23 protein-coding genes, 2 tRNA genes and 1 other RNA gene are annotated in these 25,204 nt (G+C 66.8%); all 26 read right to left on the bottom strand.

Features of this window, described 5'->3' with window-relative positions:
* Positions 1-68: 68 nt before the first annotated feature.
* Positions 69-734, bottom strand: coding sequence for a sugar transferase (locus IFSED24_RS04940; RefSeq protein WP_491334105.1), 666 nt, complete (start codon positions 732-734; stop codon positions 69-71).
* A 469-nt stretch (positions 735-1,203) separates the two neighbouring features.
* A complete protein-coding gene (locus IFSED24_RS04935; protein WP_491334104.1) occupies positions 1,204-2,190 on the bottom strand; it encodes a polysaccharide biosynthesis/export family protein in 987 nt (328 codons plus the stop codon).
* Complete coding sequence (locus IFSED24_RS04930) at positions 2,187-3,125, bottom strand: SDR family oxidoreductase (RefSeq protein WP_491334103.1); 939 nt, start codon at positions 3,123-3,125, stop codon at positions 2,187-2,189. Before IFSED24_RS04930 ends, IFSED24_RS04935 begins: the two co-directional genes overlap by 4 nt.
* A gap of 29 nt (positions 3,126-3,154) precedes the next feature.
* Complete coding sequence (locus tag IFSED24_RS04925; RefSeq protein ID WP_491334102.1) at positions 3,155-4,468, bottom strand: nucleotide sugar dehydrogenase; 1,314 nt, start codon at positions 4,466-4,468, stop codon at positions 3,155-3,157.
* 54 nt (positions 4,469-4,522) lie between these two features.
* On the bottom strand, positions 4,523-4,915 hold the full coding sequence (locus tag IFSED24_RS04920; RefSeq protein ID WP_491334101.1) for a hypothetical protein: 393 nt from the start codon (positions 4,913-4,915) through the stop codon (positions 4,523-4,525).
* 157 nt (positions 4,916-5,072) lie between these two features.
* Complete coding sequence (locus IFSED24_RS04915; RefSeq protein ID WP_491334100.1) at positions 5,073-5,270, bottom strand: hypothetical protein; 198 nt, start codon at positions 5,268-5,270, stop codon at positions 5,073-5,075.
* A gap of 18 nt (positions 5,271-5,288) precedes the next feature.
* Positions 5,289-5,365: transfer RNA gene (locus IFSED24_RS04910), tRNA-Arg, on the bottom strand.
* Positions 5,366-5,426: 61 nt separating this feature from the next.
* Positions 5,427-7,184, bottom strand: a complete 1,758-nt coding sequence (locus tag IFSED24_RS04905) for a DNA repair protein RecN (protein ID WP_491334099.1) — start codon at positions 7,182-7,184, stop codon at positions 5,427-5,429.
* Positions 7,184-8,122 carry an NAD(+)/NADH kinase gene (locus tag IFSED24_RS04900; protein WP_491334098.1) on the bottom strand — a complete coding sequence of 313 codons (939 nt, stop codon included), beginning with the start codon at positions 8,120-8,122 and terminating at the stop codon, positions 7,184-7,186. The genes IFSED24_RS04905 and IFSED24_RS04900 overlap by 1 nt, the downstream gene beginning before the upstream one ends.
* Positions 8,123-8,144: 22 nt before the next feature.
* Positions 8,145-10,055 carry a 1-deoxy-D-xylulose-5-phosphate synthase gene (gene dxs, locus IFSED24_RS04895; RefSeq protein WP_491334097.1) on the bottom strand — a complete coding sequence of 637 codons (1,911 nt, stop codon included), beginning with the start codon at positions 10,053-10,055 and terminating at the stop codon, positions 8,145-8,147.
* Between the two features lie 42 nt (positions 10,056-10,097).
* The gene (locus tag IFSED24_RS04890; protein ID WP_491334096.1) at positions 10,098-10,559 is read right to left on the bottom strand and encodes a divergent PAP2 family protein; all 462 of its coding nucleotides are present in this window, start codon (positions 10,557-10,559) and stop codon (positions 10,098-10,100) included.
* Positions 10,541-11,449: a polyprenyl synthetase family protein gene (locus tag IFSED24_RS04885; protein ID WP_491334095.1), complete on the bottom strand. Its 909-nt coding sequence runs from the start codon at positions 11,447-11,449 to the stop codon at positions 10,541-10,543. Before IFSED24_RS04885 ends, IFSED24_RS04890 begins: the two co-directional genes overlap by 19 nt.
* Positions 11,442-12,320 carry a bifunctional methylenetetrahydrofolate dehydrogenase/methenyltetrahydrofolate cyclohydrolase FolD gene (gene folD, locus IFSED24_RS04880; protein WP_491334094.1) on the bottom strand — a complete coding sequence of 293 codons (879 nt, stop codon included), beginning with the start codon at positions 12,318-12,320 and terminating at the stop codon, positions 11,442-11,444. Before folD ends, IFSED24_RS04885 begins: the two co-directional genes overlap by 8 nt.
* A gap of 28 nt (positions 12,321-12,348) precedes the next feature.
* Positions 12,349-13,911: a ribonuclease Y gene (rny, locus tag IFSED24_RS04875; protein WP_491334093.1), complete on the bottom strand. Its 1,563-nt coding sequence runs from the start codon at positions 13,909-13,911 to the stop codon at positions 12,349-12,351.
* A 68-nt stretch (positions 13,912-13,979) separates the two neighbouring features.
* A non-coding RNA gene (ssrS, locus tag IFSED24_RS04870) (6S RNA) lies at positions 13,980-14,158 on the bottom strand.
* Between the two features lie 10 nt (positions 14,159-14,168).
* The gene (locus tag IFSED24_RS04865; protein WP_491334092.1) at positions 14,169-14,477 is read right to left on the bottom strand and encodes a cell division protein ZapA; all 309 of its coding nucleotides are present in this window, start codon (positions 14,475-14,477) and stop codon (positions 14,169-14,171) included.
* A 70-nt stretch (positions 14,478-14,547) separates the two neighbouring features.
* Positions 14,548-14,817: a cell division protein ZapB gene (gene zapB / locus IFSED24_RS04860; RefSeq protein WP_491334091.1), complete on the bottom strand. Its 270-nt coding sequence runs from the start codon at positions 14,815-14,817 to the stop codon at positions 14,548-14,550.
* Positions 14,818-14,857: 40 nt separating this feature from the next.
* Complete coding sequence (pheT, locus tag IFSED24_RS04855; protein ID WP_491334090.1) at positions 14,858-17,308, bottom strand: phenylalanine--tRNA ligase subunit beta; 2,451 nt, start codon at positions 17,306-17,308, stop codon at positions 14,858-14,860.
* Positions 17,305-18,327: a phenylalanine--tRNA ligase subunit alpha gene (gene pheS / locus IFSED24_RS04850; RefSeq protein ID WP_491334089.1), complete on the bottom strand. Its 1,023-nt coding sequence runs from the start codon at positions 18,325-18,327 to the stop codon at positions 17,305-17,307. The genes pheT and pheS overlap by 4 nt, the downstream gene beginning before the upstream one ends.
* Before the next feature lie 46 nt (positions 18,328-18,373).
* Positions 18,374-18,727, bottom strand: a complete 354-nt coding sequence (rplT, locus tag IFSED24_RS04845; RefSeq protein ID WP_491334088.1) for a 50S ribosomal protein L20 — start codon at positions 18,725-18,727, stop codon at positions 18,374-18,376.
* A 35-nt stretch (positions 18,728-18,762) separates the two neighbouring features.
* A complete protein-coding gene (gene rpmI / locus IFSED24_RS04840; protein ID WP_491334087.1) occupies positions 18,763-18,966 on the bottom strand; it encodes a 50S ribosomal protein L35 in 204 nt (67 codons plus the stop codon).
* Between the two features lie 60 nt (positions 18,967-19,026).
* Positions 19,027-19,608: a translation initiation factor IF-3 gene (gene infC, locus IFSED24_RS04835; RefSeq protein WP_491334086.1), complete on the bottom strand. Its 582-nt coding sequence runs from the start codon at positions 19,606-19,608 to the stop codon at positions 19,027-19,029.
* 136 nt (positions 19,609-19,744) lie between these two features.
* Positions 19,745-21,673, bottom strand: a complete 1,929-nt coding sequence (thrS, locus tag IFSED24_RS04830) for a threonine--tRNA ligase (protein WP_491334085.1) — start codon at positions 21,671-21,673, stop codon at positions 19,745-19,747.
* A 197-nt stretch (positions 21,674-21,870) separates the two neighbouring features.
* Positions 21,871-21,949, bottom strand: a tRNA-Val gene (locus tag IFSED24_RS04825).
* A gap of 114 nt (positions 21,950-22,063) precedes the next feature.
* A complete protein-coding gene (locus IFSED24_RS04820) occupies positions 22,064-22,918 on the bottom strand; it encodes a sigma-70 family RNA polymerase sigma factor (protein ID WP_491334084.1) in 855 nt (284 codons plus the stop codon).
* Positions 22,919-23,175: 257 nt separating this feature from the next.
* Positions 23,176-25,104, bottom strand: a complete 1,929-nt coding sequence (gene dnaK / locus IFSED24_RS04815) for a molecular chaperone DnaK (RefSeq protein ID WP_491334083.1) — start codon at positions 25,102-25,104, stop codon at positions 23,176-23,178.
* Positions 25,105-25,204: the final 100 nt, after the last annotated feature.

Genomic DNA, 25,204 nt, shown 5'->3' with positions numbered 1-25,204 from the left:
TGGAGACGAAAACGACGCGGCCACCTCGATTATGGTGGCCGCGTCGGATCCAGGCAAGGGCAATACGCCTAGCGCGCACCTTCGCCCTTGATCACCACCCGCACCGTCTTCAGGAGGATGCCCATCTCGGTGAGCGGGCCGCAGCGCTGGATGTAGGTGCGGTCGTATTCGACCTTGCGCACCACGCTTTCCACCGAGTCGTCGTACCCGTTGCAGACCTGGGCCAGCCCCGTCAGTCCCGGCTTGACCAGCAAGCGGTCGTGGTAATGGGGTATCTCGTTCTCGAGCTGTCGGATGAAATGCAGCCGTTCGGGTCGTGGCCCGATCAGGCTCATCTCGCCCTTGAGCACGTTCCAGAACTGCGGCAGTTCGTCGAGCCGCGTCTTGCGCAGGAAGCGGCCCACGCGCGTCACTCGCGGATCGCCCTTGGTGGCCCACTGGGCGCCGCCGGCCTCGGCGTTGCTGCACATGGTCCGCAGCTTGTGGATCCGGAAGGGACGACCGGGCTGCAGGACCTTGCGCCGTTCCTGGTGTTCGCCACCCACCCGGCGACGTCGGCGATTGTGGCCGACCCGTTCCTGCGAGTAGAAGACCGGTCCCGGGCTGTCCAGCTTGATGATGAGGGCCAGAACGGGCAAGAGCACCGCCAGCACGAGCAGCCCGAAGATGGCGGCCGCAATGTCGAACGAACGCTTGCCCAGCCGGAACAGGAGGCCGGGTAACCGATCGAGCAACTCGCTTTCCTTCTCAAGGAGTCGGGGCGTGACCGGGTATCCCAGGTCCGCCGCCGTCTTCAACTTGATGCTTTCCATTTCAGCTGCCAGGGCCTGCGCTCCTCCAGATGGGTCTTCTCGTTGCTCGTTCTTCCGGCCGTGATCCTTGTCCGCCATGTCTGCTTCGACCTCCAACCATGGTAGACGCAATTGCTGCCTGGCATGTCACACCGTCGACCCAACCATGGTCCCTGCCACGTCCGTAGACTGCAGTCCCAGAAGCCCCCCAGCTCTTGGTCGGTCCAATTAAATTTCTTATCGGCATCAGGACAAATAAAATAAGCTAATATTACATAAAATAAAATCCCCAACACCGCGGATAGAATAACACATTGAGAAAAAAGCACAACAGGGTGAATCCTTTATAAAATATAAGGGTTGCGACGTATTGAACGCCGCAACCGCCAATTCAGATTCCTAGATGCTGTGCCTAGTTCGTCAATGAATCATATGCCAGCAACAAGGTCGCGGCTGAGGTCAGCGTCGTCAGGAAAAGGGGAAGATAACGTAAGGTCCAGGGCTCGCGATATTGCGGCAGGTAGATCACATCGCCAGGATGCACGATAGGATTGCCCTTGGCCTGTCCCGCCTCCAGAAAGGTCCGCATATCCACCCTGGTCGCCACGTTGGGGCCCAGACCCCCGCTCCGATGGACCCAGTTGATCTTGTGGATCTCGGCGGATTCGAGCGGCGCTCCGGCGAGCATGAGCACCGAAAGCAGCTCCATGGGCTCCTCGATGGGAACGGTGGTGGGCGTGGCGACCCCGCCGAAGACCTGCACGCCCATGGTGGCCGGCACGCCCACGGCGCCATCGGCCACGGTGGGCACCACCAGCGTGTCCCCGCTCTGCAGCACATCCGGGGGCATCTCGCCGCCACTGTGATAGCCCGCCAGGTTGACCGTCTTGGAGGTCGGTCGGCCGTTGACGATGGTGATCACGCGACACACCGCCAGGTTGGCCCCTTCGCCCGGCCCGCCGGCGGCGCGCAGGACCTCCCAGAGCGTCGGCGGCGTCTCGAATGTGTAGCTGCCCGGGGAACTGACGGCACCGAGGATGAAGATCCTGAGCGCGTTGTACTCCACCACGCTGAGCACCACATCGGAGATGGCCGGATTGAAGAGGCGCAGGCGCTGACTCAGGAACTCCTCGGCCTCGGCGATGGTCAGGCCCGACAGCGCCACCTCGCCCACCTGCGGGATGTAGGCCTGGCCGTCGGCTTGCACGGTGATCTCGCCATCGAGGGTCGCCTGCTGGGGAACGTTGAGGCGCAGGACGTCCCCCGCTCCGATGCGATAGACCTCGCCCGGGGTGGTCTGCTGTGCGTTCGCGGTGGGCACCGCGACGAAGGCGAAGACCGCCAGGATCAGCAGGACCCCGGCGCGCTGGCGACGGCTTTCTTGGTACTCGTGCCTCATCCCTGCTCCTTGTACCAGGCCACGGTGCGGGCCAGGCCCTCGGCCAGATCGATGGCCGGTTCGTAACCGAGGCGCTCGCGCGCCAGGGAGATGTCGGCGAGCGAGTGGCGGACGTCTCCCAGCCGGGCTGGCCCGTGCTCGGGTTCGATGTCGCTCCCCAGGAGTTCGCGGATCTCGAGACAGATCTCCTTGACCGTGATCCGCTCGCCGCAGGCAATGTTGTAGACCAGGCCATCGGCTCGCTCATCGGCGGCTGCCGCCGCCAGATTGGCGTGCACGACGTTGGCGATGTACGTGAAGTCGCGCGACTGGCCGCCGTCACCATGGATGGTGGGGGGCTCGCCGGCGAGGTAGCGCGTGATGAACAGCGGGATCACCGCGGCGTACTGGCTGGCCGGATCCTGTCGTGAACCGAACACGTTGAAGTACCGTAAGCCCACCGTGGCCAGTCCGTAGAGGTCGGTGAAGACCTTGCCGTAGAGTTCATCCACGTACTTGGTGATGGCATAGGGCGAGAGCGGACGCGCCGGCATGTCCTCGCGCTTGGGCAACTCCTCGGTGTCGCCATAGGCCGAGCTGCTGGCGGCGTAGACCACGCGGCGGACGCCGGCGTCCCTCGCCGCCAGGAACACCTTGAGGGTGCCGGTGATGTTGGCGTCGTTGCTGGCCAGCGGATCGCTCACCGACCGCGGCACCGAAGCCAGGGCCGCCTGGTGGAAGACCACGTCGGTACCCGGGAAGACCCGCGCCAGCAGGTCGAGATCGGTGACGCTGCCCTCGATGAACTCGATGCGATCACGGAACGCGGCCAGGTTGTGCTCGTGGCCGGTGGAGAGATCGTCGATGACCACCACCTCGTGGCCCTGCTCCACCAGGGTCTCGGTGATGTGCGAGCCGATGAAGCCGGCTCCTCCGGTCACGATATATCGCGTCATGCTGTTCTCCCTGTCCTCACGTTGCCATATCAGAGCTTGATGATCTTGGCGTCCGGGAAGCCCTTGAGCGCGTTGCGCGTGTCGACGATGGTCGGACAGGCTTCCACCAGGATCGCGTAATCGAGGTCGCGATGCGCGGTCACCACCACGGCGGCGTCGAAGCCGGCCAGCGCGTCGTGGTTGAAGGTGTCGAGCTTGGTGGCGGTGATTTTGTCGTGAAGCTCCGCGACGAACGGATCGTACCACCACACGTCACCCCCGAGCCGGGCCAGCATGCTCATGATGTCCATGGCCGGGGATTCGCGCGTGTCGTCGATGTCCGCCTTGTAGGCTACGCCGACCACCAGGATCCGGCTACCCTTGATTGGCTTGGCCAGTCCATTGAGCCCCTCGGCCACCAGGTTGACCACGTGACGGGGCATGGCGCCGTTGACCGCACCGGCTAGTTCGATGAACCGCGATTCGACACCGGCCTGCTTGGCCTTCCAGGAGAGGTAGAAGGGATCGATGGGAATGCAATGGCCGCCCAGGCCGGGGCCCGGAAAGAAGGGCATGAAGCCGAAGGGCTTGGTCGCGGCGCCCTCGATGACCTCCCAGACGTCGATGTCCATGGCGTTGCACATCATCGCCATCTCGTTGACGAGGCCGATGTTCACGCTGCGGAAGGTGTTCTCCAGCAGCTTCACCGTCTCGGCCACGCGCACCGACGAGACAGGCACCACCGTGTCCATGAACTGTTCGTAGAGAGTTCGCGCCACCGCCGTGCAGCGCGGAGTCACGCCGCCCACCACCTTGGGGATGTTCTGGGTCTTGTAGGTGGGGTTGCCCGGGTCCACCCGCTCGGGTGAGAAGGCGGCAAAGAATTCCTCTCCCACATGGCGATCTTCGCCGGCCAGCATGGGAACGATGACCTCCTCGGTGGTCCCGGGGTAGGTCGTGCTCTCCAGGATCACCAGCATCCCCGGATGGACGTGGGGCTGGATCGCCGCCATGGCGGACTGGATGTAGCTGATGTCGGGGTCCCGGGTCTTGCCCAGCGGGGTGGGCACGCAGATGTTCACCGTGTCGACGTCGGCCAGCCCGGCCATGTCGGTGGTGGCCACCAGCCGGCCCGCCTCGACCATGGCGGCCACGTCGGCGCTGCTGACATCGATGATGTAGCTCTCACCGCGCTGCAACTGGGCCACCTTGGCCGCCGAGAGTTCGAACCCGGTGACCTTGAAGCCAGCCTTGGCCATGGACACGGCCAGCGGCAGCCCGACATAGCCCAGGCCGATGACCCCGAGGTGGGCGGTGCGGTCCTCGAGCTTGGCGATCAACTGTTCATCCAGGCGTAGATTCACGGTCCCTCTCCTGTGGTCATCATGGCAGTGTCACGGAAACGCGAGCGGGCGGGATCAGTCCCCGGGCGGGCGTGTTCCCTCCTCACGCAGCTCTTGCAGCATCTGCTGGGCGATCTTCAGCTCCGCGCGCAACCAGCGGATCTCTCCGATCCGGAGGATCAGCCGTCGCAAAACAAGCACGAAGCATACCAAAACGCCACCAAGGCTCATCCGAAGATACCACGGGTTGAGATCGGCGCCATGGCTGGCGAAGAGATGGAGGACCGCCCGGGCGAAGTAGCAGAGCGCCACGAGGAAACCCACCAGGATCAGCGCCTTGATCACCTCGCCCGCCAGATCCTCGCGGAGCCGGTGGGCATGCCGGATGGGTGCGGCCTTGCGTCCAGCATCGAGCAAGCGGGACTGGAAGAGCTTGCTCTTGCGGGGGCTTCTCGGCTTCTGGAACAAGCCCAACTCGGGACCTCGTCGCAATCTGATGGTGGTCGTGTCGAGAGTTGATATTCGACCCTGGAGAATCCCGGCGCAAGTATAGATCAGGCCTGGAAGTGTCCGTCATGCAGGAAGAGGGTCCCGTGCGGGCGTGGCGGCGTCTGGCGGCAGGTGCTCAATCTTCCGGGGGAATCTCTTCGAAGTCCGCGTCGGCGATCTCCTGCTGGGTAAGGTCCCGCAGACGCTTGTCGCTGGACGGGTCCTTGGTGGCCCGAGGCCGCTCCTTGGGCTCAGGACGCGGCGGTGCCAGGAGCCGCAGCAGCCTGGGCACGATCCAGAGTCCAGCCAGGATGAGGAGCAGGATTCTCAGCATGATGTCCACTGGAAGGGTTGGTACGCCCGGCGGGATTCGAACCCACGACCTCTTGCTCCGGAGGCAAGCGCTCTATCCAGCTGAGCTACGGGCGCACCTTAAAACCAGCCACGAAGGCCTGTTGGCCGCTTCAACTTACACCTTCCCGGCCCCATGTCAAGAATCCTCGTGAACCGTGGATCCGGTAACGGATCTGGCTGCAACGGTATGCAGCAGTTGCCTGGCGTAGGATAGCTGGGCCTCGGCATCGCCCTCGCGCCAGCCCTCGCCGCCGAGCTGCCGCGCCACTTCCTGGATCCGCTCCTCGGGCCCGAGATCGTGCAGGACGACCCGGGTCCGCCCCTCGCTCACCTGCTTGTCCACTCGCCAGTGCGCCTGGCCATGCACCGCCACGGTGGGCAAGTGGGTGATGCAGATGGCCTGGGCATCGGCGGCCAGGCGGCGCAGCAGCAGGGCCACGGGAGTGGCGGCATCCATGCCCAGACCCGCGTCGACCTCGTCGAAGAGGCGCAGCAGGGGTCGAATGCCGCGCTGGCGCAGCACGGTCAAGCCCAGGTGGATCCTGGACCGTTCGCCACCGGAGGCGATGGCGCCCACCTCGCCGGGCGCCTCGCCCGGGTTGGTGCGTGCCAGCAGACACACCCGATCCGCTCCGTGGCCGGTGACCCGGCAACGCTGGTCCGCCACCGTCACCGGGCCCTCCGGATCATGGTCCGGGACGACCTGGAAGGTCAGCTCCAGCTGGGCGAGCGCCAGCGGACGGATCAACGCCAGCGCCTCGGCTGCAGCGCGTGACGCACCCTCCCGCCGTCGCTGGTGCAGCATCGTGCAGGCTTCTTCCAGTGCGCGGCGCGCCTCCTCGACGCGCGCGGCGAGTTGCTCGAGTTCATCATCCGCCCGACTCTCACGGTCCAGCCGCGCGCCGAGTTCCTCCTGGAGCGTCAGCAACCCGTCGACATCGCGGTGGTACTTCCGGCGCAGATCCTCGTAGAGCGCCTTGCGTTCGTGAAGCTCGTCGAGGCCGCGAGGGTCGACCTGGAAGCCATCCAGGAAGCGCTCGAGCTCGCTGGCCGCCTCGGCCGCCTGGTCCGCGGCCGTCTGCAGGAATTCCTCCGCCCTGGCCAGCCGGGGGCTCTTGTCGGTGAAGGGCTTCAGCGCGGCGAGTGCCGCCCCCAGCGATTGGCGGGCAGGGCTATCGCCCTCCTCGAGCGCCGCGCGGGCCAGGCTGGCGGCGTCCTGGAGCGCCCGGGCATGCTGCTTGACCGCGATGGCCTCGCTCAGCTCGCCTTCCTCGTCCGGCTGCAAGGAGGCCGCCACGAGCTCCTCGTGCTGATAGCGCCACATCTCGAGCTGCTGTCGCGCGAACTCGGTCTCCTCGCGGCGGGCTGCGAGTTCGTCGCGCAACGACCGCCAGGTGCGCAGGGCCTGGTCCACGGCCTGACGCGGTCCGGCCAGATCCAGCGTGGCGTCGAGCAGGTCCCGTGCATAGCCGGCGGTGGCGAGCTCGCGCTGCTGATCCTGGCTCTGGATGGTCAACAGCCGCGAGCCGATACGCTCGAGGACCGACAGCGAGCTGAGCGTGCCGTTGATCAGGACCCGACCACGCCCCTCGCGGCGCAGCTCGCGGCGCAACACCAGCAGGCCGTCGTCACCCAGTGGCAGGCCCAGCCGGTGCACCTCCTCGTGGAGGTCTTCGCGAGCGGACAGATCGCAGAGCGCCTCGACCCAGGCGAGGTCCTCTCCGCGACGGATGAGCTCACGACCGACCTTGGCCCCGCCCAGCACCGAGAGGGCTCCGGCCACCAGGGATTTCCCCGCCCCCGTCTCGCCAGTCAGGACGGTCAGGCCCGGTCCGAGGGGTAGCACCACGTCCTCGGCCAGGGCCAGGTTGCCGATCCGCAGTTCCAGGAGCATCAGGCGCTCCCGCCAGAGGGCTCGCCATTGGCCGGGTCCCGACGGCTGCCGGACCGGATCCGCGGCGACACGCCCCAGTTCAGTTTCTGCCGCAGGACATGGAAGAAGTCGCTGTCGTGGAATTTGACCAGCTGCAGGTTGGGGCGGGTGAGGCGACAGGTGAGGCGGTCCTGGTTGAGCAGCGGCGTGGCGACCTGGCCGTCGGCGGTCAAGGTGGCGCCGTTGCCCACCTCGTGGAGCACCAGCTCCGCGTCGACGTCATCGGCCAGGATGAGGGGTCGCACGCCCAGGCTGTGCGGACAGATGGGCGTGACCAGGAGTCCCGGCAGACCCGGCTGGCAGATGGCGCCGCCGGCCGAGAGGCTGTAGGCGGTGGACCCGGTGCCCGTGGCGAAGATGATGCCGTCCCCCACGAAGCGCCCGAGACTGGTGCCGCCCAGCCGCAGCTCCAGGTCCAGGGTCCGCGGCAGAGGGCCCATGTTGACCACCACGTCGTTGAGGCCGGACACCTCGACGATGATCTCCTGCCCGCGCCAGATGGTGCAGTGGACCCGCCGGCGCCCGGAGAGGACGAAGTCGCCGGCGAAGACCCGCTCCAGCGCCGCGGTCAGTCCCTCCACGGGAATGTCGGTGAGGTAGCCCAGCGAGCCGAGGTTGATGCCCAGCAGCGGAGTGCCGTTGCTGCCGATCATCCGGGCGGCTCGCAGCATGGTCCCATCGCCGCCGAGAGCCACCATCATGTCCACCGTCGACACCAGGCGGGCATCGGACAGGCCTTCGTCGGGGCGGCCCAGCAGCCGCGCCAGATCCCGGCTCAGGCGCACCTCCACCCCGTGCCCTCGGCATTGAGTCAGGATGGAGGTCAAGGCTGGCTGGAGGTCCTCCTTGCGAGGATTCCCGAAGAGGCCCAGACTGCCGATGGTCTTGTCGCCACTCATCGCGTCATCCCGTCGTCTTGGTTCAGCCCGCGGTGCGCTGGTCGCGGCGCGCGGCCGGCGTCGCCCAGGCCGCCGTTGCGGCGCGGGCGATCCCCTCGGCGTCGAGGCCCAGGTCGGCCAGGAGCTCGCCGCGCGAAGCCTGGTCCTGGAACCGGTCGGGGATACCCAGGCGCAACACCTGGGTCGTCTCGTGCCCGGGATCGGCCTGAGCCCATTCGAGGACGGCCGACCCGAAGCCGCCGGCCAGGGCCCCCTCCTCCACGGTGAGCACCACGCGGTGCCGCGCCCAGACGTCGGCCAGCAGCTCCTCGTCGAGCGGCTTGACGAACCGCATGTCGACCACCTCGGCCTCGATCCCCTTGCGGGCGAGGATGTCCGCAGCCTTGCGCGCCGGCGCCACCATGGAGCCGACCGCCAGCAGCGCGAGGTGGTCGCCCCGGCGCAGCGTGCGCGCCTTGCCCAGGGGCAGCGGCTGGGGATCGCCGGTCAGCGGCACGCCGATGGCGCTGCCACGGGGGTAGCGGATGGCCGAGGGACCATCCTCCCTGGCCAGGGCCGTGGCCAACATGTGCCTCAGTTCGTCCTCGTCGGCAGGGGCCATGATCACCAGGTTGGGCACCATGCGCAGGAAGGTCAGGTCGAAGACGCCGTGATGGGTCGGGCCGTCTTCCCCCACCAGGCCGGCCCGGTCGACGGCGAAGACCACGGGCAGGTCCTGGAGCGCGACGTCATGGATGATCTGATCGAGGGCACGTTGCAGGAAGGTGGAGTAGATGGCGCAGACCGGGCGCAGACCGGCGCAGGCCAGTCCGGCGGCGAAGGTCACGGCGTGACCCTCGGCGATGCCCACATCCCAGGCGCGATCGGGCAGGTCGTGCTGCAGGGTGTCGATGCCGGTGCCCGAGGGCATGGCGGCGGTGATGCCGTGGATCCGCTCGTCACGGTGCGCGAGTTCGGTGAGCGTGTCTCCGAAGACCTGGGTCCAGCTCGGGATCGAGGGCTCCTTGACCTTGATGCCCTCGGACTTGTCGAACGCCCCCACGCCGTGGTAGCGCTGGTCGTCCTGCTCGGCGAACGCGTAGCCCTTGCCCTTCTCGGTGACCACGTGCACGAGCACCGGGCCCTTGAGCTTGCGGACGTGCGCGAGGGTGCGCAGCAGGGTGGGCAGGTCGTGGCCGTCGATGGGGCCGAAGTATTCGAAGCCCAGCTCCTCGAAGAGGATCGTGGGGACCACCAGGTTCTTGAGCCCCTCCTTGACCCGGCTGGCCAGGGCCTGTGCCTTGTTGCCCTTGGGCATGATGCCCAGCAGCTTCCAGAGCTCTGCCTCGAACCGCGTGTAGAACTCGTCGCTGGTGATCAGGGTGAGGTACCGCGAGATGGCGCCGACGTTGGGCGAAATGCTCATCTTGTTGTCGTTGAGGATCACCAGCAGATCGGTGTTGGCCTGCCCCGCATTGTTGAGCCCCTCGAAGGCGAGCCCTCCCGTGAGGGCGCCATCGCCTACCACGGCCACCACCTTGTGGTGCTCACCGCGGGCGTCGCGCGCCGCGGCATAGCCCAGGGCCGCGCTGACCGCGGTGCTGGCGTGGCCGACGCCGAACATGTCGTGCTCGCTCTCGGCGCGCTTGGGGAACCCCGCCAGGCCGTCCTTGCGGCGCAGCGTCTCGAACCGATCGCGGCGCCCGGTGAGCAGCTTGTGCACGTAGGCCTGGTGTCCCACGTCCCAGACGAGCTTGTCGCGCGGCGAATCGAAGACCCGGTGCAGGGCCACCGACAGTTCGACCACGCCCAGGCTGGCACCGAGATGCCCGCCGGAGCGGCTCACTGTGGAGATGATCTCCTCACGGAGCTCGGCGCAGAGCTGGGCCAGGGCATCCTGGTCGAGCGTCTTCAGGTCTGCGGGCCCCTGCAGCCGGGGTAGGATGGGTGTCATGGCCACTCTCTTCCGGGGGACGGTCCGAACCTCGCCAACAGTCTAGAACGTGCCAATGGCCAGCGCAAAGAGAAAGCCCCAGATCAGGCCGGCCACCACGTGCACCGGAGTGTGCGCCAGGATGTCCAGATAGCCGGCCACCGTCCGTCGCCACTGGCCGGCCGCCGGAGCCAGGAGCACCAGATCGTGGACCAGGCGCCTCTGTTCCTGGGCCGCGGACCGGACGCGCATGGCATCGAAGATCATGATCGCCACGAAGAGCAGCGCCACCCCGGTCTCGGTGGATCGCCAGCCGGTCCGCAGCACCATGCTGGTCAGCAGGCTGCCCCCGACCACCGCGTGCAGGCTGGGCAGGCCGGCACTCTGTCCCAGGACCGCCAGGTGCAGCCGGCGCTGGGTGGCGGAGTACAGCAGCAGCTTCGCCAGCTGCCCCGAGAGCACGGCCAGCACCACCACGATCCAGATGTCCAGGGTCCAGTAATCTTTCAGCGCTCGCGCTCCCACATGTAGTCCGCCAGATCTAGCAACCGCGTCGCCGCGGGTCCCGGCCGCACGGATCGTTGCAGCTCCCGGCGGCCACGCAAGCCGTAGCGCCGGGTGCGGCGCCGCGCCTCGTCCATGCCCTCCAGGCGCACCCAGGTCGCCTTGCCGCTGGCGGCATCCTTGCCCGGGGTCTTGCCGAGGACACCGCTGGTGGCGGTGACGTCGAGCAGGTCGTCGGCGCCCTGGAAAGCCAGACCGAGCCAGCGGCCAGCCTGATCGAGCCGGTCCACCACGTCACGCGACGCCCCGCTGCAGATGCCCCCCAGGGCCAGGGACACGCCGATCATGGCGGCGGTCTTGCCCTGGTGGATGCGCCGGACATCGGCGACGGTCACGGAGCAGCCCTCGGCATCGAGATCGCGCTGCTGCCCGCCGACCATCCCCGCCGGCCCGGCGGCGACGGCCGCGCGCCCCACCAGTTCGGCGGCCCGCGGACCGACCCCTGCCAGCACGCCGAAGGCGAGCGCCTGCAGCCCATCCCCGGCGAGGATGGCGGTGCCCTCGTCGAAGGCCACATGGCAGGTGGGCCGGCCACGCCGCAGGACATCGTCGTCCATGGCCGGCAGATCGTCATGGATGAGGCTGTAGGTGTGGATCATCTCCACCGCCGCCGCCGCCCGGGCCACCAGCTCTCGCGACACCGCGCCGCGCACCGGACGTCCCGTGCGCAGGGCATCATAGGTCCAGAGCACGAGGATGGGCCGCAGTCGCTTGCCGCCACCGAACAGGCTGTGGGCCATGGCCTGGCGGAGGCGCGTCGGCACGCCGCGGTACGCCTTCAGCTCGGCCCGCAGGACCTGATCGACCGCCCGCCGTTCCGCGCCGAGCTGTTCCCGCCAGCGGTCAGCCACGGGGCGCCTCCAGGTGACGCTGCATGGCCTGCCAGGTGTTCTCCAGCAGCATGGCGATGGTCATGGGCCCGACCCCGCCGGGCACCGGGGTCAAGGCTCCGGCGTGGTCGACCATCTCGGCCGCCGCCACGTCGCCCACCAGCCGCCAGCCCTTCTTGGCCCGGGGATCCTCGATGCGGTTGATCCCCACGTCGATCACCACCGCGCCGGGCGCCACATGCTCCCGCCTCAGGAACTCGGGCACCCCGAGGGCCGCCACCAGGATGTCGGCCTGCCTCGTGACGGACGGCAGGTCGGGGGTCCGGGAATGGCACATGGTCACCGTGGCATCGCCCAGCCGCCCTTTCAGGTTCAGGAGCAACGACATGGGCCGCCCCACGATGACGCTGCGCCCAACCACCGCGACCCGCTTGCCCTGCACCGGGATGTCGTAGTGCTCCAGGAGCCGCAGCACGCCCTTGGGCGTGCAGGCCACCGTCTGCGGCCTGCCGGCCACCAGCAGGCCCAGGTTGTAGGGATGGAAGCCGTCCACATCCTTGCCCGGGTCCACCGCCGCCAGCACCCGGTCGCTGTCGATGTGCGCGGGCAGCGGCATCTGGACGAGGATGCCGTCGATGGCCGGGTCGGCATTCAGGCGCTGGACCAGGGCCAGGATCTCGCCCTCGGGCGTGTCGCCAGGCAGGCGATGTGTCACGTGGTGATAGCCCACCCGCTGGCATCCCTTCTCCTTGTTGCGCACGTAGACCTGTGAGCCGGGATCCTCGCCCACCAGGACCACCGCCAGGCCGGGCGGGCGCGGGGCGGTCTCCACCTTCTCGGCGAGTTCGGCCAGGACCAGATCCCGGACCTTCTTGCCATCGAGCAGCAGCATGCAGTCGTCCTCTCTCGCGTCGACGGCCTCAGCGGGCCAGGGCCGTGGCCCGGGTCTCCCTGATGACCATGATCTTGATCTGCCCCGGATACTCGAGCTCCGCCTCCACCCGGCGGCTGACCTCTTCGGCCAGCAAGGCCGCCTCCTCGTCGGTGACCCGGGCCTGATCCACCAGGATGCGGATCTCGCGACCGGCCTGGATGGCGTAGCACTTCTGCACGCCCTCGAAGCTGCCCGCGATGCGTTCGAGGTTCTCCAGCCGGGTGATGTAGCTCTCCAGACTCTCGCGCCGGGCGCCGGGCCGGCTGGCCGAAGCCGCGTCCGCGGCGGCCGTGATGAAGGCGTAGGGCGTCTCGGGATCGACATCGTGATGGTGGCCCTCCACCGCGTTGACCACGGTCTCGTGCTCCCCGAACTTGCGGAGCATGCGGCCGCCGATCATGGCGTGGGGCCCCTCCACCTCGTGGTCCACCGACTTGCCGATGTCGTGGAGGAAGCCGCAGCGCCGGGCCAGTTTGGGATCCAGGCCGAGTTCGCTGGCGATGGTCCCCGAGATGGCCGCCACCTCCTTCGCGTGCCCCAGGAGGTTCTGCCCGTAACTCGTCCTGAAATTGAGCCTTCCGATGTATGGCGCCAGGTCTGGGTGGATGTTCTGGACCCCCACGTCGAGGCAGGCCTGCTCCCCGAGTTCCCGCAGGTGGTCCTGCACGTCCTGGTTCGCGCGCTCCACCACTTCCTCGATGCGACCGGGATGGATCCGGCCGTCCTTGATCAGCTGGCGCAGCGCCTGGCTGGCCACCTCCCGCCGTACGGCGTCGAACGCGGAGATGATCACCGCCTCGGGCGTGTCGTCGATGATCACGTCGACCCCCGTGGCCTCCTCGAAGGCACGGATGTTGCGACCCTCGCGCCCGATGATCCGCCCCTTCATCTCGTCGCTGGGAAGATTCACCACCGAAACCGCTTCCTCGGCCACGTGCTGGCCCGCATAGCGCTGGACCGCCAGCGCGAGGATCTTCTGCGAGTTCCGCTTGGCCGTGCGCTCGGTCTCCTCCTGAAGGCGCTTGATCTCGATGGCGGCATGATGGCGGGCGTCGCTGACCATGGCGTCGGAGAGGCGGCGCCGGGCCTCCTCGGCCGACAGTCCGGCCACCTCCTCGAGGCGTCGGCGCTGCTCCCCCTCCAGATTGGCAACCTCCTGCTGCGCGGCCTCGACCTGCGACTGCAACTGCTTCAGCTGCTGCTCGCGCTCGTCGAGTCGGCTCTCCTTCTGGTCGAGATGGTCGACCTTGCGCGAGAGAGCGTTCTCCCGCTGGTCAAGGGCCTCCTGGCGGCGGTTGAGGTCGGAGCGGCCCCGGTCGGTCTCATCCTCGAGACGCTGCCGCGTCTGCAGCAGCTCCTCCTTGGCCTGGAGCTTGGCGCTCTTCAGGAGGTCGTCCGCCTCCCGCCGGGCCTCGGACAGGATCTCCTCGCGGAAGCCCTTCGCGAGTCCGTGCAGCCGCGTGTATCGAGCCCGGTGACCCATCCAGCCGGCCACGAAGGCCAGGGCCGCCCCGAGCGCTATATAGGCAAACGCCGGTGCCTCGAGCATGGCGTCTCCTTTCGGTGCATTCTATGTTGAGAGGATTGGCGACCAGGGGTGGGCAGGGCACGAAAAAAAGGTTCCCCGCCGGGTCGTGTGCGTCAGATGCAACTGAACCGAGTTGCACCAGGTGGGTCTCCTGTCCCTTCCTTCGGCCAGCGCCCCGTGGGGAGCTGCTTCCAGTCGGAAACCGCGGAATCCCATTGTAAGTGTGTTGGCTCACTTGAATGACGCATCACGGGCCAAGCAGGGAGACCTTTCTCTTATTATACCCCTTCGGACCCCTCGTTGCCAACCTCGGTGGCGAGGAGCTGGAACAGTCGGTCGGTTCGTGATCCGAACTGATCGTGATCCTCCGTGCGCGCCCGGCGTTCCCGGGCCAGTTCATCGGCGAGATTCAGGGCCGCCAGGACCGCGATGCGATCGGGGCCGCTGGCCCCGCCGGCGCCCGCCGCTTCTCGCATGCGGGCGTCCACCTCGGCCGCCAGCTCCGCCACCAGCGCCGGATCGGCATCGCTGCGCAGCGTGTAGCGGTTGCCAAAGATGCTCACGGTGACGTCCCGCGGTCCGGACATGTCGCCTCCGGTAGCGGTCATGCGGTCGCTGCCAAGGAAGCCCCGGGCGAGCCCAGGGAGGGCGCCACGGCTAGCCCATGGCCTCCAGCTTGCTCAGCAGACCGCCGACCTTGTCCTCGATGATCCTGCGCTTCTCCTCGAAGAGGTCGGCCTGAGCGGCCACCTCGCGGGTCTCGGCCAGCTGGCGCTGCAACCCGTCGCGCTCGCCCTGCAGATCCTGGAGCGATGCCTCGAGATCCTCGCAACGTTGCTTCAGCTCGCCATTCTCATGCCGCAGGTTCTGGATGGTGTCGATGGCTTCCAGCACCTTGCTCTCGAGCCTGGAGAGATGGTCGTCCATGGTGAAGGTCACATCCTTGTTGGGCCGCGTACGGCCAGGCTCACTGGGTGCGGGCGTGCACCGCCAGCTTTTCGGACAGGGCCGCCAGGATCCGTTCCTGCGCCATGTCCACGGTCTTGCTCTTCAGGCTACCCTTGGCCGAGCGGAACTTCAAGCGAATTCCATAGGCCGCCTGGCCCTCGGGAACGCCCTTACCTTCATAGATATCAAACAGTTCCAGACTCTCGAGCAGCTCGTTGCCCGCCTCGTGGACCGTCGTTTCCAGCTGGGCGTAGGTCACGCCCCGCGGCACCAGCAGCGAGAGGTCGCGCTTGACCGCGGGGAAGCGCGTGAAGGGCGCGAACGCTACGGGACGCGGCGTCAGGTCGAGGCGGCTGAGGTCGATCTCGAGCACGGCCGCGGCCTGATCCAGGTCCAGGGCCTCGGCCACCGGAGTCGCCAGGCGGCCCGCCGACCCCACCCGCCGGCCCGCGCCGTCGAGGATCGACCACTGCAGCCCTGGCGCCAGGAAGACTTCCTGGTCTGCGGGCACCAGTTCCAGCTCGAGACGCAGGAGCGAACCCAGGTGGGCGGCGATGCCCTTGAGCTCGATCAGATCGCCCGGGATCCCGCCGAGGCCGGTGGCGGCGTGGCCGCCGATGCCCAGCTGCAGCAGCCAGGGCTCCTCGGGCAGGGTCTTCTCGAGTTCCTGGCGGATGTCGGTCCGCCGTTCACCCGCAGGCCAGAAGACGCGACCGAGCTGGAACACCCGGACGGGTTGGGGCGCGCCGGCGTTCAGGTTGCGGCGCAGGACATCCACCAGTCCCGGCACCAGGCTGGTGCGCAACAGCGTCTCGCCGCCATGGTTGGGGTTCAGCACGGCGAGGCATTCCCGGCGAGGGTCGTCCTCGGCCAGGCCCAGGGCTTCGAGTTCGCGTCGTGCGAAGAAGGTGGAGGTGACGATCTCGTGGAAGCCCACGGCCGGTAGCCAGGACCGGAGCTGGCTGCGGACTTCGTCACGGCGTTGCCGGCGCCGGCCGTGCAGCTGATGCCGGCCGCCCCGGCGCTCGCCCTTTTCGAAACCGTGGACCCGGGCGATCTCCTCGATGAGGTCGACTTCCTGCTTGAGATCGCGGCGGAAGCTGGGGACCTGCACCATCAGGTTGACGGTCTTGCCCTCGATCTGGCTGCTGAGCGGCTGCACCTTCAGGCTGAGGGACTGCAGCATGTCGGCGGCCTGCTCCATATCCAGATCGGTGCCCAGCACCCGGTTGACCTGGTGCACGCGCAGCGGCAGGTCGGCGGGGTTGTGCCGGTCCGGATCGGCGCGGTCCACCGCATCGCTCAGGACGGTGGCCTCGGCCAGTTCCTGGAGCAGGTAGAGCGCCCGATGAGCCGCGAAGAGGACCATGTTCCAGTCGGCCTCGCGCTCGAACCGGTACGAGCTCTCGCTGACGAGGTTCAGCCGGCGGCTGGTGGCCCGCACGCGGGCCGGGGCGAAGAACGCGCTCTCGATGAGCAGACTGTGGGAGGTCTCGGTGACCTGGCTGTTGGCCAGACCCATGACGCCGGCCAGGGCCACGGGCCCGTCGCCATCGGCGATGATCAGGTCGTCGGCCACGAGCTGCCGGGTCTCCTCGTCCAGCGTGGCCACGTTGCGCTTGCGGCTGGCGCGGCGCACGCTGATGGTGTCGCCGCTGAGCCTTTCGCGGTCGAAGGCGTGGAGCGGCTGGCCAAGCTCGAAGAGCACGTAGTTGGTGATGTCCACGACGTTGTTGATGGGCCGCTGCCCGATGGCGCGCAGCCGGTTCTGCACCCAGCGCGGCGAGGGGCCTATCTTGACGTCGTTGACCCCGTGCGCGGTGTAGCGCGGGCAGTCGCTGTAGTCCTCGATCTCCACCTTCCAGCCCAGGCCGGCGCCCTGCGTCGGCTTCAGGGTCCGGGGAAGATTCAGCTTGGTCTCGTAGAGCGCGGCGACCTCGCGGGCCACGCCCAGGTGGCTCAGCCAGTCGGGGCGGTTGGGCGTCACCTCGATGTCCAGCACCGTGTCCTGGAATCCATAGAGTTCGTCGGCGGGCGTGCCGACGGGCAACTCGTCGGACAGCTCCATGATGCCGGCGGTGTCGTCGCTGAGGCCGAGTTCGGCCGCCGAGCAGATCATACCGAAGCTCTCCACCCCGCGGATCTTGGCCTTCTTGATCTTGAAGTCCCCCGGCAGCACGGTGCCCACGGTGGCGAACAGGACGTGCAGTCCCTTGCGCACGTTGGGCGCGCCGCAGACCACCTGCGTGGTCTCGCCGTGGCCGGTATCCACCTGGCAGAGGCTCAGACGGTCGGCGTCGGGATGACGATCGCAGGCGACCACCCGGGCAACCATCACGCCCGGCCAGGACTGCTCGATCCTCTCGATGCCCTCGACGTTGAGGCCGGCCGAGGTCAACCGGTCGGCCAGTTCCTCAGGGGAGCCCTCCCAGCTGACGAGGTCCCCCAGCCAATCCAGGCTGATCTTCACTGCACACCTCGGAACTGATTCAGAAAGCGTAGGTCGTTCTCGTAGAGCAGGCGGATGTCGTCGATGCCGTACTTGAGCATGGCGATGCGGTCGATGCCCATGCCGAAGGCGAATCCGGTGTAGGCGTCCCCCGGATAGCCGGCGGCCTTGAAGACGTTGGGGTGGACCATCCCCGCCCCCATGATCTCCAGCCAGCCCGTCTGGCCGCAGACGCCACAACCCTCGCCGCTGCACTTGACGCACTGCATGTCCACCTCCACCGAGGGCTCGGTGAAGGGGAAGAAATGCGGTCGGAAACGCATGGGACGCTCGCCGCCGAAGAAGCTCGTCACGAACGAGATCACCGTCTCGCGCAGGTCGACCAGGCTGACGTCCTTGCCCACGCGCAGCCCCTCGATCTGGTAGAACTCCGAGGAGTGCGACGCGTCGGCGTTCTCGTTGCGGTAGACCCGCCCCGGGAAGATGTAGGCCAGCGGCGGCTGCACCCGCTCCATGGTCCGCACCTGCACCGGCGAGGTCTGGGTGCGCAGGCAGACGTTTTCGTTGATGAAGAAGGTGTCCTGGATATCGCGGGCCGGGTGGTCGTCCGGGAAGTTCAGCGCGGTGAAGTTATAGTAGTCCAGCTCCACCTCGGGACCGTCGCCGCGGTCGTAGCCCATGCCGTAGAAGATGTCGCAGATATCCTCGAGCACGCTCAGCAAGGGATGCTGGGTGCCCAGCGCGACGGGGCAACGCCCGGGCAGCGTCAGGTCGAGTCCGGCCGCCACGGGCGACTGACCTCCCAGCTCGCTCTCCCGGCGGGCCAGCGCCTCCCCCAGGTCCTGCTTCAGACTGTTGAGCGCAGCGCCGAGGGCGGGCCGCTGGGTAGGGTCGGCATCCTTGAGGCCGCGCAGGAGCGCGGTCACCTCGCCCTTGCGGCCCAGCAGGGCGACGCGGACCGTCTCCAGGTCCGCCGCCGCCCCGGCCTGCTCGATCCTGGCCAGACCTTCGGTCCGGAGCCGATCGATGGCTTCCTGCATGGTTTGTGACCTTTCCCAGGACCGACCCGGTGGCCGGTCGCCGGAGCTAGAGCGCGTTCTTGGCGACGTCGGCCAGCTTGGCGAATCCCTGGGCGTCGCGAACGGCCAGATCCGCCAGAACCTTGCGGTCGATATCGATGCTGGCCTTCTTCAGGCCGTTGATGAACGTGCTGTAGCTGAGGCCGTTGAGGCGGGCCGCGGCGTTGATACGGGTGATCCACAGGCGGCGGAAATCACGCTTCCGCGCCTTGCGGTCGCGGTACGCGTAGGCCATGGCGCGTTCGGCGGCATGGCGGCCTTCCCGGATCTGGCTCTTCTTGGCGCCGAAGAAACCCTTGGCCCGCTTGAGGATGCGCTTACGCCGCTGCTTGGCGGCGGGATTGTTGGTTGCCCTGGGCATGTCTGCCTCCTGAAATCGACTGCGGTCTCGGGTTCCTACTTGCCGCCGGCGAGCATCTTCTTCGCCCGGGGCACGTCGCTACTGGCCATCATGGTGGACTTGCGCAGGTTGCGCAGCCGCTTGGGGCTCTTCGCGGTGAAGAGATGGCCGTGGTAGGCCTTGTTGCGCTTGACCCGCCCGCTGGCGGTGATCTTGAACCGCTTCGCGGCCGCGCGGTTGGTCTTCATCTTGTTGCCCATGCTGTCTGCCTCTCTCGGTCTGGTTCGCCACGGCGGCCGGGCCGCCGTCTCATGCCGCGCCTAGGTCGTCTTGCGGGGCGCGATGATGAACGTGATCAGCCTGCCCTCCCGCTGGGGCATGGATTCGGGTTGACCGTGCTCGGCCACCTCCTCGATCAGGTGCTGGAGGAATTCCAGGCCCAGATCGAGGTGCGAGATCTCACGACCGCGGAACTGCATGATCACCTTGACCTTGTTGCCCGACTCCAGGAAGGAGATGATGTGCTTCTTCTTGAAATCGTAGTCGTGGTCGTCGGTCTTGGGCCGGAACTTGATGGTCTTGATCTTGGTGGTGTGCGACGCCTGGCGCGCCTTGCGGGCCTTCTTGCTCTGCTCATACCGGTACTTGCCGTAGTCCATGATACGGCATACCGGCGGCCGGGCCGTGGGCGCCACCTCCACCAGATCGAGACCCTTCTGCTCGGCGAGGGCCAGAGCGTCCCGGGTTTCGAGGATCCCGAGCTGCTCTCCATCCTCGTCGACGACGAGGACCCGGGGAATCCTGATCATGCGATTGATGCGGGTCGTCTTGTTGGCCTTGATATGCGGACCTCCTGAAAGCTTCCGATGGCCCCTCCGCCACAACGCGAGCGAGACGGGCACATAGGCCCGCCTCGGGAATCGTCGACCGTACCGGACCCGGAGGCCGATCACGGTGAGAGGCGGGAACCTCTGCTTGCCTCGACCGCCCGGAACTCACGTTCCCAGTCCGGGCGGTTTCAAGAATAGCCAGGGAAATCTACCTTCTGGCCTCGATTTCGTCAAGCAATTCCCTGGCCAGGTCGGCCACGGGCATCACGCGCTGCTCCTGGACATGCCGGCGGCGGACGGCGACCTGGTCGGATTCCTGCTCCTTGCCGCCCACCACGAGCATCACCGGAATCCGCATGGTCTCGGCCTCGCGGATCTTGAAGCCGATCTTCTCGTCGCGCACATCGGCCTCGGCCCGGATCCCCTGCTGCCGCAGGCGGTCGGCCACCTGAGCGGCGAATCCGTGCTGGTCGCGGCTCACCGAGAGCACCCGCGCCTGCTCGGGCGCCAGCCACAGCGGGAAGTCGCCGGCGAAGTGCTCGGTGAGGATGCCGATGAAGCGCTCGAGCGAGCCCATGATGGCGCGGTGCACCATGTAGACGTACTTCTCCTCGCCGTGGCTGTCGGTGTACTTGACATCGAAGCGCCGGGGCAGGTTGAAGTCGAACTGGATCGTGCTGGTCTGCCAGCGGCGGCCGATGGCGTCGATGAGCTTGACGTCGATCTTGGGCCCGTAGAACACCGCCTCGCCTTCCTCGCGCGTGTAGGCGAGGCCGTGCTTGTTGAGCGCGTTGATCAGCGACTTCTCGGCGGCCTCCCACTCCTCGTCGGTGCCGGCGTACTTGTCCTTGTTCTCGGGGTCGCGCACCGAGAGCTCGACCTTGAAGTCGTCGAAGCCGAAGGCGCCCATGATCTCCTGCACCAGGTCGATGCAGAGGCTCACCTCGTCCTCGAGCTGCTCGGGGGTGCAGAAGTGGTGTGCGTCGTCCTGGGTGAAGCCGCGCACACGCATCAGTCCGTGCAGCGTACCCTTGAGCTCGGCGCGGTAGACCGTCCCCAGCTCGGCGTAGCGCACGGGCAGGCTCCGCCAGCCACGCGTCTTCCGCTTGTACATCAGGATGTGGCCGGGACAGTTCATGGGCTTGACCACGTAGGGTCGGTCGTCCTGCTCGAAGACGTACATGTTCTCGGCGTAGAACTGCATGTGCCCCGAGGTCTCCCACAGCTCGGCCTGCGAGATGTGCGGGGTGGTGACGGTGACGTAGCCGCTGCGCCGGTGTACGGCCTTCCAGTAATCGATGATCTGCTCGCGCAGGATGTCGCCCCGCGGGAACCAGTAGCTCAGACCCGGCCCCGCCTCGTCCATGACGCCGAAGAGGTCGAGCTCGCGGCCCAGCTTGCGGTGGTCGCGCTTCTTGGCCTCCTCGAGCATGTGCAGGTGCTCGTCCAGCTCCTTCTTCTTGAACCAGCTGGTGCCGTAGATGCGCTGGAGCATGGGCTGGCTGCTGTCGCCGCGCCAGTAGGCGCCCGCCACCGAGAGGAGCTTGAACGCCTTCAGCTCCTTGCTGCTGGGCACGTGGGGACCTTCGCAGAGGTCGACGAACGAGCCCATGCGGTAGATGCTCAGCTCGGCGGCCTCGGTCTCGTCGAGGTGGCGGATCTGTTCGAGCTTGTAGGGCTGGTCCTGGAAGAGCTCCTCGGCCTGCTGGCGCGTGAGGATCTCGCGTTCGACCGGCAGGTCCCGCCTGGCCAGCTCGCGCATCTTGTCCTCGATGGCCGCGAGCTCCTCCTCGCTGAAGGGCTCCTCGCGGTCGAAGTCGTAGTAGAACCCGTTCTCGATGTTGGGGCCGAAGGCGAACTTCACCCCGGGGTACAGCTCCTGAACGGCCCAGGCCATGAGGTGGGCGGTGGAGTGGCGCAGCGTGTCGTAGCCGGCGTCCGAACCGCGGGTGATGACCTCGAGCTGGCCGCCGGCGGTGGCGGGCTCGGCCAGCGTGTGGTTGACCCCGTCGACCTTCACCGCCAGGGCGTTGCGCAGCAGGCCCTCGCCGATGGTGCGGACGGCCTCGCTGTAGGGCTGGCCTTCGTCGATCTGGACGGTGTTGCCGTCGGGCAGGCTGTAGGTGAGCTGGGACATGGGTCCTCCACTGGCGTCATCCGGTTCGGCGCGGCCCTCATGGCCACGGGATTGGCTACCAAGAAAAGCGCTCCGGTGCCGGATCGCAAAGGATCGGTGCCGGGTGACGCATGGGGTCAGCCAGACGCCGGGCAAGGATCGCGGCCGGATCCGGCCATGAAGAAAGCCGCCCGGTGGCGGCTCTCAGCGTCCTCGGCTGGTGGGCGATACTGGATTCGAACCAGTGACCTCTTGTCTGTCAAACAAGCGCTCTAACCAAAACTGAGCTAATCGCCCACCGGACGAGCAAATCTAACAGGGGCCGGGCAATTGTCAACCCCCACGCCGTGTCGCCGGACATAAAAAAGCGGGGCCCGCAGGCCCCGCTGGATCATCGGCCGGTGGCGCTCCTCAACCGAGGAAGTCCACCAGCTTGTCGCCGGCCACGGCCTGCCGGATCTTCTTCAGCGCCTGGTTGCGGATCTGGCGCACGCGTTCGCGCGAGAGCTTGATGTCCTGCCCGATGGCCTCGAGGCTGCTGGTCTCCTGGTCGCCGAGCCCGTAGTAGCGCATGACGATGTCGCGCTCGCGCGGCGAGAGCAGCTCCAGCGCCTGCTCCATCTCCCTCTGCAACTCGTCCAGGACGTACCCGTCCTCCGGGTTCACGTCCTCGGGGTCGACCAGGGTCTCGGCCAGGGTGACGTCGTCGTCGTAGATCCCCTGATCGAGGCTCACCATGGGACGGCTCGCCGCCCGGATCTGACCCATCTTGCGCGTGGTCAGCTGCAGCTTCTCGGCGATCTCGTCTTCCTGGGCCGGGCGACCGTGCTGCTGCTCGAGCGCCTGAGCGGTCCGCTTGATCTTCTGGGCCTGCTGCGAGCGGTTGATGGGCAGGCGCACGGTGTTGGTCTGCTCGGCGATGGCCTTCTGGATGGCCTGCCGGATCCACCACACGGCGTAGGAAATGAAGCGGAAATCACGGCGTTCGTCGAAGCGCTTGGCCGCGGTGATCAGACCGATGTTGCCCTCCGCGATCAGGTCCATGTAGCTGAGGCCCTGATTCAGGAATTTCTTGGCGACACTCACCACGAAGCGCAGGTTCGCGTTGACGAGCTTGTCGAGCGCCTCCTTGTCGCCGGAGCGGATGCGGCGCGCCAGCTCGAATTCCTCCTCCTTGGTCAGGAGGTTGTGGCGTCCGATCATCTGCAGGTAGTGCTGAAGGCTGGCGTCCTCGCGTCGGTCGCTGCTCAATTCTACTTCGTACATGGGCTCCTCCCTCTTCTCTCGGAGCCGCGAAGCGGCCTGGTTAATCCGGCCCGTCCCGGGGAGAACGTGACCGGTTTTATACAACCGGAGCGTCGATGTTGAGTTCCATTCCTTTTTGGCCGCATACAGGACCAGAAAGGTTTCCATATCGACAACGCAATCCTAGGATTTAGGGCTGTTTTTGTCAACCTTAAAATTCAAGATTAAACCCAAACGAAAACGGGGCGGCCAAGGCCGCCCCGTCATTGAAGTTAGCACTAGTCGTCCACGACCTCGAAATCGGCGTCGACCGACCCGTCATTGCTATTGGAGCCCCCGGAATCAGCCTCGGGAGCACCCTCTCCTGCCTGTTTCGCGTCACCGGCCGATCCGGCCTCGGCCTTGGCCGCTTTCTCATAAGCCTTGGCCGCGATCTCCTGGACCGCCTTCATCAGGGCATCCTTGGCGGTCCGGATGATGGCCGCATCGTCGCTCTTGAGCGACTCCTCCAGCGCCTTGATCTTGGTCTCGACGTCCTGCTTGGCGCTCTCCTCGAGATCGCTGCCCAGGTCCTCCAGGCTCTTGCGGGCCTGGTGCACCAGGCTCTCGGATTCGTTGCGCAGGTCCACCAGCTCCCGCCGCTTCTTGTCCTCCTCGGCGTGGGATTCGGCATCCTTCACCATGCGGTCAACCTCGTCACCGCTCAGGCCGCTGGACGCCTGGATCCGGATCGACTGCTCCTTGCCCGTGGCCTTGTCCACCGCCGACACCGAGAGGATGCCGTTGGCGTCGATATCGAAGGTGACCTCGATCTGCGGAATTCCCCGCGGCGCGACCGGGATGCCGGTGAGCTGGAACTTGCCGATGGTCTTGTTGTCCAGTGCCATCTCGCGCTCGCCCTGCAAGACGTGGATGTCCACCGTGTCCTGATTGTCGGCCGCGGTCGAGAAGATCTGGCTCTTGCGCGTGGGGATGGTGGTGTTGCGATCGATGAGCCGGGTCATGACCCCGCCGAGAGTCTCGATGCCCAGGCTGAGGGGCGTCACGTCCAGGAGTACGATCTCGCCCAAGTCGTCCCCGGCCAGCACGCCGCCCTGGATGGCGGCGCCCATGGCGACCACCTCGTCGGGGTTCACCGAGCGGTTGGGCTCCTTCTTGAAGATCTCGCGCACCTTCGCCTGCACCGCGGGCATGCGCGTCGAACCACCGACCAGAATGACCTCGTCGATGTCCGACGGGTTCATGCCCGCATCGCGCATGGCATCGAGGCAGGGCTGCACGGTGCGCTCGACCAGCGAGCTGACGAGCTGCTCGAATTTGGCTCGCGTCAGGGTCAGGGCCAGATGCTTGGGATTGCCGTCGACCGCGGTGATGAACGGCAGGTTGATCTCGGTCTGGGTGGAGCTGCTGAGCTCGCACTTGGCGCGCTCGGCGGCCTCCTTCAGCCGCTGCAGCGCCATGGCGTCCTGCGAGAGGTCGATGCCCTCCTGGTGCAGGAAGGTCTCCACCAGGTAGTCGATGACCTTCTGGTCGAAGTCGTCGCCGCCGAGGTGGGTGTCGCCGTTGGTGGCCTTCACCTGGAAGACGCCCTCGGCGATCTCCATGATCGAGATGTCGAAGGTGCCGCCGCCGAGGTCGAACACCGCCACCATCTCGTCCTTGTCCTTGTCCATGCCGTAGGCCATGGCCGCGGCGGTGGGCTCGTTGACGATGCGCTTGACATCGAGGCCCGCCACCTTGCCCGCATCCTTGGTGGCCTGGCGCTGGCTGTCGTTGAAGTAGGCCGGCACGGTGATCACCGCCTCGGTGACCTCCTCGCCCAGATGGTCTTCGGCGATCTCCTTGAGGTTGCGCAGGATCTGCGCGGAGATTTCCGGCGGCGTGAACTCGCCGTGGCTGGTCTTGACGCGGACGTCGCCGTTGGGACCCTTGATCACCTCGTAGGGTACCTCGTCCATCTCGGTGCCGACCTCGTCGAAGACGCGGCCCATGAATCGCTTGATCGAGTACACGGTGTCGGTGGGGTTGGTGACGGCCTGCCTCTTGGCCAGCAGTCCGACCAGCCGCTCGCCGTTCTTGTTCCAGGCCACCACCGAGGGGGTGGTCCGGTTGCCTTCCTTGTTCTGGATCACCTTGGCCTCGCCGCCATCCATGACGGCCACGACGCTGTTGGTGGTGCCCAGATCGATGCCGATGATCTTACCCATGAGTAAACTCCTTGTTACTGGAGAACATTGTCAAAATCATTCGGGAATACCATTACAAGAGCCATGCCCAAGAACCGGCACGTCAATAAACACCTTAAGT

This window comes from Candidatus Latescibacter sp. IFSED24, assembly GCF_058273205.1.
This window is presented reverse-complemented; position numbering and strand designations above follow the sequence as displayed.